The sequence below is a fragment of the Pseudomonas sp. GL_139_B genome (genome assembly GCF_057834475.1).
In genome coordinates this window covers 2,676,121-2,688,740 of record NZ_CM174403.1, presented here as the reverse complement: position 1 = coordinate 2,688,740, position 12,620 = coordinate 2,676,121, and the positions used below count along the sequence as shown (strand labels likewise).

The 12,620-nt window shown below is 61.0% G+C and carries 11 protein-coding genes; 8 read left to right on the top strand and 3 right to left on the bottom strand.

The genetic code is table 11. The annotated features are described in order from the left end of the window. Window positions 1-2: 2 nt before the first annotated feature. From AC3ISI_RS12455 to AC3ISI_RS12420, 8 genes are all read left to right on the top strand, one after another. Window positions 3-947, top strand: coding sequence for a DUF58 domain-containing protein (locus AC3ISI_RS12455; protein WP_489337228.1), 945 nt, complete (start codon window positions 3-5; stop codon window positions 945-947). Continuing rightward, on the top strand, window positions 944-1,438 hold the full coding sequence (locus tag AC3ISI_RS12450; protein WP_489337227.1) for a DUF4381 domain-containing protein: 495 nt from the start codon (window positions 944-946) through the stop codon (window positions 1,436-1,438). The genes AC3ISI_RS12455 and AC3ISI_RS12450 overlap by 4 nt, the downstream gene beginning before the upstream one ends. Continuing rightward, complete coding sequence (locus AC3ISI_RS12445; protein WP_489337226.1) at window positions 1,431-2,510, top strand: vWA domain-containing protein; 1,080 nt, start codon at window positions 1,431-1,433, stop codon at window positions 2,508-2,510. The genes AC3ISI_RS12450 and AC3ISI_RS12445 overlap by 8 nt, the downstream gene beginning before the upstream one ends. Then, on the top strand, window positions 2,507-4,246 hold the full coding sequence (locus AC3ISI_RS12440) for a VWA domain-containing protein (RefSeq protein WP_489337225.1): 1,740 nt from the start codon (window positions 2,507-2,509) through the stop codon (window positions 4,244-4,246). The genes AC3ISI_RS12445 and AC3ISI_RS12440 overlap by 4 nt, the downstream gene beginning before the upstream one ends. Beyond that, complete coding sequence (locus tag AC3ISI_RS12435) at window positions 4,243-5,883, top strand: BatD family protein (protein WP_489337224.1); 1,641 nt, start codon at window positions 4,243-4,245, stop codon at window positions 5,881-5,883. Before AC3ISI_RS12440 ends, AC3ISI_RS12435 begins: the two co-directional genes overlap by 4 nt. A gap of 252 nt (window positions 5,884-6,135) precedes the next feature. Beyond that, window positions 6,136-7,380 (top strand): exonuclease SbcCD subunit D C-terminal domain-containing protein, encoded by a 1,245-nt coding sequence (locus AC3ISI_RS12430; RefSeq protein WP_489337223.1) that lies wholly within the window; start codon window positions 6,136-6,138, stop codon window positions 7,378-7,380. Next, the gene (locus AC3ISI_RS12425; RefSeq protein ID WP_489337222.1) at window positions 7,377-11,018 is read left to right on the top strand and encodes an AAA family ATPase; all 3,642 of its coding nucleotides are present in this window, start codon (window positions 7,377-7,379) and stop codon (window positions 11,016-11,018) included. Before AC3ISI_RS12430 ends, AC3ISI_RS12425 begins: the two co-directional genes overlap by 4 nt. Next, a complete protein-coding gene (locus AC3ISI_RS12420) occupies window positions 11,015-11,611 on the top strand; it encodes a glutathione S-transferase (protein WP_489337221.1) in 597 nt (198 codons plus the stop codon). Before AC3ISI_RS12425 ends, AC3ISI_RS12420 begins: the two co-directional genes overlap by 4 nt. 18 nt (window positions 11,612-11,629) lie before the next feature. Here the strand turns inward: AC3ISI_RS12420 and AC3ISI_RS12415 are convergent, their stop codons facing one another. The 3 genes from AC3ISI_RS12415 to AC3ISI_RS12405 all read right to left on the bottom strand — a co-directional run bounded on the left by AC3ISI_RS12415 (window position 11,630) and on the right by AC3ISI_RS12405 (window position 12,607). Further along, window positions 11,630-11,887, bottom strand: coding sequence for a hypothetical protein (locus tag AC3ISI_RS12415; RefSeq protein WP_489337220.1), 258 nt, complete (start codon window positions 11,885-11,887; stop codon window positions 11,630-11,632). A gap of 204 nt (window positions 11,888-12,091) precedes the next feature. Next, window positions 12,092-12,217 carry a hypothetical protein gene (locus AC3ISI_RS12410; RefSeq protein WP_489337219.1) on the bottom strand — a complete coding sequence of 42 codons (126 nt, stop codon included), beginning with the start codon at window positions 12,215-12,217 and terminating at the stop codon, window positions 12,092-12,094. 210 nt (window positions 12,218-12,427) lie between these two features. Further along, complete coding sequence (locus AC3ISI_RS12405; protein WP_489337218.1) at window positions 12,428-12,607, bottom strand: hypothetical protein; 180 nt, start codon at window positions 12,605-12,607, stop codon at window positions 12,428-12,430. Window positions 12,608-12,620: the final 13 nt, after the last annotated feature.

Here is a 12,620-nt window from a genome sequence, read left to right as displayed (position 1 = left end):
CGATGAACGCCATTCTGCCGCCCGAGCCGGGCATCCGTGTCAGCCTCGCCGAGCTGATCGAGATGCGCCATCGCGTGCGTGAAGTGCAGTTGTTTTCCACGCCGAGCCAGCGCAGCCCGCTGATAGGCCTGCACCACTCCAAATTTCGCGGGCGCGGTGTGGACTTCGACCAGGTGCGGGTTTATCAGGCCGGTGACGATGTGCGCACCATCGACTGGCGCGTGACCGCACGCACACAAGAGCCCCACACCAAGCTGTTTCATGAAGAGCGCGAGCGCCCTATTTTCATCATGGTCGAGCAAAGCTGCCGGCTGTTTTTCAGCTCGGGCCTGATGTTCAAATCGGTGCTCGCGGCCCAGGCCGCCAGCCTGATTGGCTGGGCCGCACTGGGCCATAACGATCGGGTGGGCGGGCTGGTGTTCGGCGACAACGAGCACTACGAAATTAAACCCCGGCGCAGCAAACAAAGCCTGTTGCAATTGCTCAACCGACTGGTGCGGGTCAATCAATCATTACACACCGAGACAGAGCAGAACCGCGACTCGCTCAACCTGGCACTGCGTCGCGCGCGAGAAGTGTTGCGGCCCGGCAGTCTGGTCATCGTGATCTGCGACGAGCGCGCCTTGACCGAAGGTTCTGAACAGCAACTGAGCCTGCTGTCGCGCCATTGCGACCTGCTGCTGCTGCCCGTATCCGATCCACTGGACCACGCCCTGCCCGCCGCCGGCTTGCTGCGATTTGCCGAACGTGGCGCACAACTGGAACTCGACACACTGAATTTCGATCTGCGCCAGACCTATCGCGCGCAAGCCGAAGCACGCATCGCACGCTGGGAATTGCTTGCCCAAAAACTGCGCGTATTACTGATGCCATTGAGTACCCAGAGCGAGATGGTCGAGCAACTGCGCGAGTACCTGAACCCACAAAAACCGGGGAAAGGTCGATGAGCAGCCTCGATCAATTGCAGCCGCTGATTACCCCGCCTCCCATCGAGTTCTGGCCTCCAGCGCCGGGCTGGTGGTTGTTGCTGTTACTGCTGCCGCTGATCGGTTTTGGCCTGTGGCGGATGCGACACTTGATGGCACGCAAACGCCCCATCGTTCGCGCCGAACAGCCGCTGGACCCCGTGCGCGTCGCTGCGCTGGCGGAACTGGCGCAGATGCCAAAACCCTACGACGGCGCACCCGCCGGCGCCTGGTTGCAGCAGCTCAATGGGTTGCTCAAACGCCTGTGTCGCAATCATTACCCCTACAGCCAGAGCCACACACTCAACGGACGCAAATGGCTGGCGTTTCTCGACAACCGCTGCCCCGCTGCCGGCCTGACACGCTGGATGGTCCTGGTTGAAGGCGCCTACAAACCCGAATGCAAACTCGACGACAAGGCCATCGCGGGCCTGACCCAAGCCGTCGACACCTGGATTCGCAAACATGTTTGAGTTTGCCTGGCCGTGGATGTTTGCCTTGCTGCCCTTGCCGTGGCTGATGCGCGTGTTGTTGCCGATGGCCGACAGTGGCGAGCCGGCGCTTAAAGTCACGTTTTTGAGTGACCTCGAAGGCCTGACCCGCCGCCGCGCCCGGGCCAACCTGCCGGCCTGGCGCCAGCAGGCACCGTTCATGCTGCTTTGGCTGTTGCTGTTGATCGCCGCCGCGCGCCCGCAATGGCTGGGTGAACCGCTGCCGATTGCGGCCAGTGGCCGCGATTTGCTGGTAGCGGTGGACGTGTCCGGCTCGATGGACTTTCCCGACATGAAGTGGCAGAACGAGGACGTCAGCCGTTTGAGCCTCGTGCAGCACTTGCTGGGTGATTTCCTGGAAAGCCGCGATGGCGATCGGGTCGGCCTGATCCTGTTCGGCAGTCAGGCCTATCTGCAAGCACCGCTGACCTTCGACCGGCACACCGTGCGGGTCTGGCTCGACGAAGCGCGGATCGGTATCGCGGGCAAGAACACCGCCATCGGCGATGCCATCGGCCTGGCCCTTAAGCGCCTGCGCCTGCGGCCGGCCCAGAGCCGAGTGCTGATTCTGGTCACGGACGGCGCCAACAACGGCGGCGAAATAGACCCGTTGACTGCTGCGCGCCTGGCGGCTAACGAAGGGGTGAAAATCTACCCCATCGGTGTTGGGGCCAACCCGGAAGAAAGTGGCACGCTGGGCTTTCTCGGCGTCAACCCGAGCCTGGACCTCGACGAACCAGCGCTAAAAGCCATCGCCGATGCCACCGGTGGCCAGTATTTCCGCGCCCATGACGGCAACGAACTGCAAACCATCAAGGACACCCTCGACACACTGGAGCCGGTCACGCAACAACCCACCCAGGCCCGCCCCGCCCAAGCGTTGTATCACTGGCCGCTCGCATTGGCGCTGCTGTTGAGCATGCTCTTGGTGGTGCGCGAGCGCTGGCCGGACAACCCGCTGCATCGCTTGTTTACCAAGGATCTGTTCTTGCAATCGCCCCTGCCTGACTGGCGCCAGCGACTCAAACGCCTGCGCCTGCGGAGACGCCGATGAGCGTGCTCTGGCCTTTCTGGTTCCGCCCTTGGTGGTTGCTGGTGTTGCCCATACTGGCTTGGTTGCTGTGGCAACTCTGGCACCGGCAAAAGCGTGCCGGACGCTGGCAGATGATTCTGCCGCCCGCCTTCCACGCCGCCTTGCTCAGTGGCGGTAACGGACGCGACAGCAAACTGCCGTGGGTCGTCCTCGGGCTGGCCTGGGTGCTGACCGTTCTGGCGCTGCTGGGGCCGAGCTGGCAACGGGTCGAACAGACCAGTCAAAAACCTGCCGACCCGCTGGTCGTGGTGCTTGAACTGACCCCGGAAATGCTCGCCACTGACGTGGTGCCGAGCAGGCTGGAACAGGCGCGACGCAAGCTGTTTGACCTGTTGCAAGTGCGCAGCGACGCGCAGACGGCCATCGTCGTTTACTCCGGCAGCGCACACACGTTGGTGCCACTGTCGGATGACCTCTCCACCAGTGGCAACCTGCTGGACGCGCTGAAACCTTCGCTGATGCCCGAGACCGGTCATCGGGCCGATCTCGCGGTGAACAAGGCCCTTGCCTTGCTCAATCAGGGCGCTTTGGGCGATGGCCGGATTCTGCTGATCGGTTCCACCCTGACCGAGCAAGAGCGTCAGGGTATCCGTCAGGCATTGGACGGGCATGCGACGCAGTTCCTGATGCTCGGCATCGGCACCGCCGAAGGCGCACCGGTCGCTCAGGAGGACGGCAGTTTCCTCAAGGACAGTGAGGGCGCAATTCTGGTACCGCGCCTGGACAACTCTAGCCTCAAAGCTTTCGCCAACGATCTCGGCGGGCACTATCGCCAGGCGCAACTGGATGACGCCGACCTGCACGCGCTCGGCCTGCTCGATGGCCCGCGCGCACTGCGCAACGATGGTCAAACCTTGCGCCTCGACACGTGGGCCGACCAGGGTTACTGGCTGTTGCTGCCGCTGTTGCTGCTGGCGGCGTGTGCCGGGCGCCGCGGCTGGTTGTTCTGTCTGCCACTGTTGTGGGTGCTGCCGCAACCGAGTTACGCCTTCGACTTCGAAGACTTGTGGCTGCGCCCTGATCAACGGGGTATGCACTTGCTCAAGCGAGACCACCCGGTCAAGGCTGCGCAGTATTTTCAGGACCCACAATGGCAAGGTGTGGCGCTGTATCAAGCCGGCGACTACAGTGGCGCCGCCCAGCGGTTCGCCCAAGGCAATGACGCCCACGCCCACTACAATCGTGGCAATGCCCTGGCCAAAAGCGGGGAGCTGGAAGCCGCGCTGGATGCCTACGAACAAGCGTTGGAACTTCAACCGGATTTGCGCCCGGCCCTGACCAACAAAGCGCTGGTGGAAAGTCTGCTCAAGCAGAAACACACTCCGCCACCGGTTGAGCCGGACTCCACTGACGACAGCGAGGCGCAGAACGCCGAGCAGGAACAGTCGCCAGGAGCGGCCACGCAACCGACGAGCGAAGGCGAACCGAAAGCCGATGCCCCACAGGCCACTCAAGACGCCGAGCAACAGGCCACGGCGCCGGCAAAACCGGGTGCCAATGAAGTCCCGGGCAGCGAGTTGGCAGACGAGCAAAGCACCCGGCCACCGCAGCGCCCGGCCAGCGATATGATCGAAGGCGAACAGCGTCAGGCGCTGGAGCAATGGCTGCGCAAGATCCCGGATGATCCGGGTGAACTGCTCAGGCGCAAATTCTGGTACGAACAGCAACAACATCAGGATCAGGGAAAAACTCGATGACCCGCTTCACCCTCTCCATGCTTGCCCTTTTGCTCTGCGCCGTTCAGGTCCAGGCGTCGGGGCTGGTGGCCAGCGTCGATCGCAGTCGCCTGAACTCCGGCGAGACGATCGAACTGACCCTGGAATCCAGCGACGTGACGCAGTTCGGCAAGCCGGACCTGACCCCACTGGAGCCGCTGTTCGAAGTGCATGGCACCCGCCAGGTCAACCAGTTGAACACTCTCAGCGCCGACAACCGCGCGACCACGCGCTGGATCATTACCTTGCTGCCCAAAACAAACGGCAGCGTGACCATTCCATCATTGCAACTGGGTGAGGTGCAGAGCCAGCCCATCACGGTGCAAGTGGTCGAGAGCGAAAGCCAGGACACCACGACCAAACTGGCCCCGGTGTTTATCGACGCCAGCCTCGATCAGACCAGTGTGTACGTGCAAGCCCAGGCCGTCCTGACATTGCGCATCTACCATTCCGTGTCGCTGTACGACGACAGTAGCCTGACACCGTTGCAGGTGCCCGACGCACGTATCGAACAACTGGGCGAGTCGCGCACCTACGAAAAAGTCATCAACGGTCTGCGCCATGGCGTGATCGAAATGCGCTACGCGATCTATCCGCAACACAGCGGGGAACTGACCATTCCGGAGCAGATCTTCAGTGCCACGCTGGTCGACACCCAGCCCGCGCAGGACGCCGCCGCCCAAGTGCCGAAAACCGGAAAACTGATGCGCGTCAGCTCCACGCCCATTTTGCTGACGGTCAAAGCCAAGCCCATCACCTATCCGGCCGACCTGCCCTGGCTGCCGGCCCGTAGCGTGACGCTGAGCGAAAGCTGGAACCCGGAGCCGGACCACGCACAAGTGGGCGACTCGCTCACCCGCAGCCTGATCCTCAAGGTGGAAGGCCTGTCCAGTTCGCAACTGCCACCGCTGCCGGCCACCGACGTCAATGGCTTGCGGCGCTATCCGGATCAACCGGTAATGAGCAACCAGAGCAGCGAACGTGGACTGATCGGCAGTCGCGAAGACCGCGAAGCCCTCGTTCCCACCCGCACCGGTGCAATCGAGTTGCCGGCGGTCGAAGTGGTCTGGTGGAACACGTTCGAAGATCACCTGGAACACAGCAGCCTGCCGGCGCGTACCCTGCACGTCGCCAACAACCCAAGCATGACGATCGACACACCAGCCGGCACCCCTCAAGTCAATTCCGCTGCCGACAGCGAAACCCTGCGGCGCTGGAAACTCAGTACGCTGATCCTGGCCTGCACCACCCTGCTCGGCTTCGGCCTCTGGTGGCGTGCCCGCTGGCAACCGGCAATCCTGCGTACTGCGCAGACTGGCCCGAGCCCGCGCACCGTCCTCGACGACCTCAAGCGCGCCTGCCTGGCGAACGACTCCCACGCCACCCGCCAGGCGCTCGACAACTGGGCCCGGCAACAGCCGGAAACCCTGGCCGACATGGCCGCTCGTTTCGTGCCACTGTCCGATGCGCTGGACGGCTTGAACGGTGCGCTCTACAGCGAAACCGGCCAGCACTGGCAAGGCGAAGAACTATGGCGTGCGATCAAGGCGATCCCGATTGCCGAGCGGGTTCAGGACCCGGTGGGTGATAGCGGGTTGCCGCCGCTGTATCCCAAATAATCACCACCCTGTAGCAGCTGCCGAGCCTGCGAGGCTGCGTCCGGCTGCGCAGCAGTCGCAAAATCAATACATTCGGCGTATCAGACAAACCGCGTATGCAGGATTTACGACTGCTGCGCGGTCGGACGCAGGCTTCGCCAGCTGCTACAAAGAGTGCGTCGCCACATCAGGTGTGTTTGCCAGTAAACTCTCCCCCCTTTAGCCGCCATCATTCCCCACGCGGCCATCACCTTATTTCCAACGGAGTACGCCTTGCGTCTGTTCCACACCTCCGACTGGCACCTTGGGCAGAATCTGCACGGCCAGGAACGCGATTTCGAGCACGCCTGTTTTCTTGAATGGCTGTTGCGCCAGCTGAAGCTGGACCAGCCCGACGTGCTGTTGATCGCCGGCGATATCTTTGACACCGTCAACCCGCCGGTCAAAGCCCAGGAACGCCTCTACGATTTCATCGTCAGCGCCCACGAGCAGCAGCCCTTGCTGACCATCGTGATGATCGCCGGCAACCACGACTCCGGCTCACGGATCGAATTGCCCGCGCCGTTGATGCGCCGTTTGCGCACCCACGCGCTCGGTCGCGTGTTGTGGCTGGATGACGGTCAACTGGATGCCGAGCGCCTGTTGCTGCCGTTGCCGGATGCCAGCGGCGAGATTGTCGGCTGGTGCCTGGCACTGCCGTTCCTGCGCCCCGCCGAAGTCACCGGCGCGCAGTTGGGCGACAACTATTTGCGCGGGATTGGCCAGGTTCACGAATGGCTGATCGAAGCGGCCAATGCCAAACGCAAACCCGGCCAGGCGTTGATTGCGATCAGCCACGCGCACATGGCCGGCGGTTCGGTGTCGGAAGATTCCGAGCGCAGCCTGATCATCGGCAACGCCGAAGCCCTGCCGGCCAGCCTGTTCGGGCCGAGCATCAGTTACGTTGCCCTCGGCCATTTGCACAAGCCGCAGAAGGTCAACGGCGAAGAGCGCATCCGCTACAGCGGCTCGCCGATTCCACTGTCGTTCTCCGAGATCGGCTATCAGCATCAGGTTCTCGACATCACCCTCGATGGCGAAACCCTGGTCAGCGTCGAGCCCAAGCTCATTCCCCGGTCGGTCAACCTGCAACGCATCGGCCCGGCGCCGCTGGCGGAAATACTCCTGCAACTGAACGACCTGCCCAACATCGATTTGCTCGCCGACATCCAGCGCCAGCCGTGGCTGGAAGTCCGGGTGCGCCTGGACGAACCACAACCCGACCTGCGCCATCAGGTAGAAACCGCCCTGCAAGGCAAAGCCGTGCGTCTGGTGCGCATCGCCGCCGAATACGCTGGCAATGGTAGTCGCGAGGGCGTCGATGACGGCACCAGCCTGGTCGAACTGGACCAGCTCACGCCTCAGGAACTGTTCAGCCGCGCCTGGCAGGACAGCTATGGCAACGAAGTCGATGAGCAAACGCTGAAGGACTTTGCCGAACTGTTGCAAGACGTGCAGATGGAGAGCGAGCAACCATGAAGATCCTCGCGATCCGCCTGAAAAACCTTGCCTCTCTGGCCGGGCCTTTTGAAATCGACTTCACGGCCGAACCCTTGGCCAGCGCTGGTTTGTTTGCGATCACCGGGCCGACCGGTGCAGGTAAAAGCACCTTGCTGGATGCCTTGTGCCTGGCGCTGTTTGGCGCCGTGCCCCGTCTGAGCAATGCGCAAGTGTCCGCCAAAGCGCCGGACGCCGACGGCGAAATCAGCACGGGCGACCCCCGCACGCTGTTGCGACGCGGCACGGGTGAAGGCTACGCCGAAGTGGATTTCGTCGGCATCGACGGCCGCCGTTACCGAGCGCGCTGGGAAGCCAATCGCGCCCGGGAAAAGGCCGGCGGCAAGCTGCAAGCCAGTCGTCAAAGTTTGCGTGACATCGATCAGGACCAACTGCTGGCCAGCCAGAAAGTCGAGTTCAAAACCCAGCTCGAATCTGTACTGGGTCTGAACTTCGAGCAGTTCACCCGCGCCGTGTTGCTCGCCCAGAGCGAGTTCAGTGCCTTCCTCAAGGCCAACGACAACGAACGCAGCGAACTGCTGGAAAAGCTCACCGACACCGCGCTCTACACCCAGCTCGGTCGCCGCGCGTTCGACAAGACCAAAGAGGCGCGTGAAGCGCATAAGCTGTTGCAGGACCAGGCCACCGGCGTGACACCGCTGGCGCCCGAAGCCCGCGCCGAACTGGATGAGCGCTTCAATGAGGCGCAGCAGCAACTGAAGACGCAGCAGGCGCAACTCAAACAACTTGAGCTGCAACACACCTGGCTCAAAGAACTGCGTCAATTGCAGGACGAGCAACTGAACGCCACTGAACAACTGAACAGCGCGCAGCAGCATTGGGACAGTCAGAACGGCGAACGCGTGAAACTGACGCGCCTGGAGCAGTTGGCCCCGCAACGGCATCAATTTGCGCGCAAGACTGAACTCACCGCCCAGCTCACGCCGCTGGCTGCGCAGATTCAGCAACACACGCAACAGCAACAGGAACTCACCGAGCGCCAGACGCAACTCGAACAGAGCCTGAGCAGCGCCCATACCGCGCTGACCGAAGCGCAACATCAGCACACCCACAGTGCGCCGCTGCTGCGCCAGGCCTTTGAAGCACAAAGCACCCTCACCCGTCTGGTCAAGGACACGAGCCTCAGTGCCGATCATAAGCAGCAAGCCGAACTGGCCTGCACTCAGGGTCAGAGCACGATTCAAGGTTTGCTCGATCAGCAGAAACTGGTTGCCGAACGTCTGCAACGCATCGCCGGGGAGCTGGAACACAGCACGCCTCTGGCGCCCCTGAGCGAAGCGTGGAACGCCTATCGCGATCGCCTGCAACAGCTGATGTTGATCGGCAATCGCTTGAACAAGGGTCAGGCCGAAATGGCCGCCCTTGAGCAAGGCGCAACACGCACCGCCGAAGCACTGACTGCGCAAAAACAGCAGCTGGAAGTACTCTACAAAGAAGCTGGCGCTGAACCCGAAGCCGTGGCGGAACAAATCCAGTTGCTCGGCAATCTGTTGCAGGACAACCGCAAGCAACTACGGGCTTTCGAAGAACTGACACGGCTGTGGGCCAGTCAGCAGGAACTGGACCACCGCAGCGCGGAGCTTCAACAACGCCAGCTGAGCGCTCAGCAAGAACGCGATCGCTTGACCCAGGACGGGGTAAAAACCAGGAACGAACTGACCATCGCCGAACAGACCCTGACCGTCACCCGCGAACTGCTGGAGCGTCAGCGTCTGGCCCGCAGCGCCAGCGTCGAAGAATTGCGTGCGCAGCTACAGGACGATCAACCGTGTCCGGTTTGCGGCAGCCCCGACCATCCCTATCATCAACCCGAAGCGCTGCTGCAAAGCCTCGGTCGCCATGACGAAAGCGAGCAGGCCAACGCGCAGAAAGCTGTCGATCAGTTGAAGGAAAAACTCACTGAATTGCGCGCAGAAGTCGGCGGCTTGATTGCACAGCAAAAGGAACTGTTGCAGCAGCAAGAGCAGCTCGCCACCCAGCAACAAGCGTTGACGCCAAGCCTCCAAGCACATCCGTTGTCGACGCCATTCATGGCTCAGAACGCCAACAAACGCGATGCCTGGCTCGCGCAACAAAACAATCAGCTGAACCAGAGCATCAGCCAGGACGAACAGCGACAAACCGCCCTGCTCACCTTGCAACAGGACGCCGCGCGCCTTCAGCAACAACTGCGCAGTGCCGAAACCGCAAGCCTGCAAGCGGCGCAGCACCTGAGCAATCAGCAACGCGAGTTGAGCAGCGATCGTCAGCGTCTGGATGAAGAACTGACCGCGTTCAGCACCCTGCTCCCAACCCACACGTTGGATGCGTTGCGCAACGAGCCTGCCGCGACGTTCATGCAACTCGACCAGCAGATTACCCAGCGCCTGCAGCAACTCGACCAGCAACGCGATGAACTCAGCGAACAGCTGCAACGTCAGCAGGCACTGGAGAAAGAACAGGACCGTCAACAGACCCGCGTTCAGCAACTGGAAGCCGCCCGACAGCAGTTCGATGCCCTCGCTGTGCACCAGCAGGCCTGTCAGCAAACCCTGACGCAATTGTTGGGCGAACACGCCAGTGCCGAGCAATGGCAGCAGCAACTCGATCACGCCGTCGAACAGGCACGCACTGCCGAATCGACGACCAATCAGGAACTGCAAACCGTACGCACGCGTCTGGTACAACTGGCGGCCGAACTCAATGCCTGGCAAGAACGCTCGCAGGCATTGGAAACCGAAGACCGTGAGTTGAGCAGCAAGATCGCCGATTGGCGCGCGCAGCATCCGGAGCTGGATGACGGTGGTCTGGACGCGTTGCTGAGCGTCGATGATCAACAGCTAAGCGAACTGCGCCAGCAATTGCAACGCAGTGAAAAAGCCATTGAACAGGTCAGGGTCTTGTTGCAGGAGCGGGGCAAGCGCCTGCTCAGCCACCAGGCGCAGCACAACGGCCAACTCGATGCCGAACAACTGGCCACCGCGCTGGCCGAACTGCAAAACCTCGCTTCCGCCAGCGAACACCGCTGTGCCGAACTGCGCGCCGAGCAGGCCGAGGATCAGCGCCGGCAAAACGCCAATCAGGCCCTGGCCCAACAGATCGCCGACGCCTACACCGAGTACCAACGCTGGGCGCGTTTGAATGCATTGATCGGTTCGGCCACCGGCGACACCTTCCGCAAAATCGCCCAGGCCTACAACCTCGATCTATTGGTGCACCACGCCAACGTGCAGTTGCGCCAACTGGTGCGTCGTTATCGCCTGAAACGCGGCGGCAGCATGCTGGGGCTACTGGTGATGGACACCGAGATGGGCGATGAACTGCGTTCGGTGCATTCGTTGTCCGGCGGCGAGACGTTCCTGGTGTCACTGGCGCTGGCCTTGGGCCTGGCTTCGATGGCGTCGAGCACGCTGAAAATCGAATCGCTGTTCATCGACGAAGGCTTCGGCAGCCTCGATCCGGAATCCCTGCAACTGGCGATGGACGCGCTGGATGGCCTGCAAGCGCAGGGTCGCAAAGTCGCGGTGATTTCCCATGTGCAGGAAATGCATGAACGGATTCCGGTGCAGATTCAGGTTCGTCGTCAGGGCAATGGCCTGAGTACCCTGGAGGTGAAATGAATACGCTGTATTCCTTCCGCCGCTGCCCGTATGCCATGCGTGCGCGGATGGCGCTGCGCTACTCGGGCGTGCCGATCAACATCGTCGAAGTCAGCCTCAAGGCTAAACCCGCCGAGATGCTGGCGTTATCGAGCAAAGGCACGGTACCGGTGCTGAGCGCTGATGGCCGCGTCATCGATGAAAGCCTGTCAATCATGCAGTGGGCATTGGTACAAAATGACCCGCAGGACTGGCTGCTCAAGGATGATCCCGCTGGGCAAGCGCAAATCATGGCCCTGATCGAATCGAACGATCAGACCTTCAAAGTGCATCTGAATCACTACAAATACGCTGAACGTTATCCCGAACAACCGATGGAGGTTTATCGTGCCGAAGGCGAGGTGTTTCTGCGTCAGCTTGATGAGCTACTGGAGGGCCGCGACTACTTGCTGACGGTACATCCAAGCCTGGCGGATGTAGCGCTGATGCCGTTCGTACGACAGTTTGCGCATGTGGATCGCGAGTGGTTCGCGCAGACGCCTTATGTGCGGTTGCAGGGCTGGTTGCAGCGGTTTCTGGAGTCGGATTTGTTTACTGGCGTGATGCAAAAGTAAGAGCACTCCGACGGTGGATCAGGCAAACACTTCACACATCTGTAACACCGAGCAATCCACCTGGAACGGTCCGAAGAAATCGTGCTGGCGTTTAACGGGCGGATTGCCTGCCAGCAACGCCAATGCCTTCTGCGTTTCAATATTGCGTGCGAGGTTGTGATTGGCTTCTATGGATCGAGCCACGGAGCCCGCCGAACCCTGCCCGATGCCCAGCAACGAAGAGCCGTTGGTGATGAACGCCAGGAAGGCAATCACCCAGAGTCTGCGCCCTTTCATTCTGCGACCACTCCCGCCAATTCCGGGTGAGCGAACAGAGTTGCGAGGCAGACGTCATGTTTGGCAGAAGTGAGGATTGAGCGGGCCATGGTGTTCTCCGTGGGCATGTTTCGATGCCCACAGAATCAATCAAAAAAGCTGGGGTAACCACTCAGGGTTATCCATAGTGACCATCAGCTTCGTTGATCATTAAGCCAGTCAATTTCAGTCTTCGATAAAACTCATCATGCGTTCGCGGGCGGCGTCCGGTTCGTCTGGAATGGGCTGGACGTCCGAAAGTATGGGGGTGGAATACAGAAAAAGAAGAACCACTGCCACACGCATCGCCATGTTGTCGATCCTTGTTATTAGAGTTGGAATCAAAAACCGAGCGCCAAATCTAATCTCGTGGACAAGTGATATCAAGGCGTACATTGATGGCAATGTAATGCTGTCGTAAACGCGTTATGCAGGAGCGACATCACTCAGGTTTCTCGAAGCTTTTCAGCTTGATCGACGCAAGTGACTTCGCTCCTGCATAAAAGGTGCAGGGTTTAAATTTCAGGCTTGGGTTTTGTGATCCAGGGCGGCGTAGAACTTGGCGCTCTGTTGCAGGTATTTCTGGGTGTAGCTCTGGGTGTGGGATTTTTTGTCGCTGATTTCGACGTTGGCACTAGCTGGCAGAGCAACAGAGGCAGAGATTGCAGAAGCAGCGATGACAGAGAAGAGATTGAAGTTCATGGCGGTATTCCTC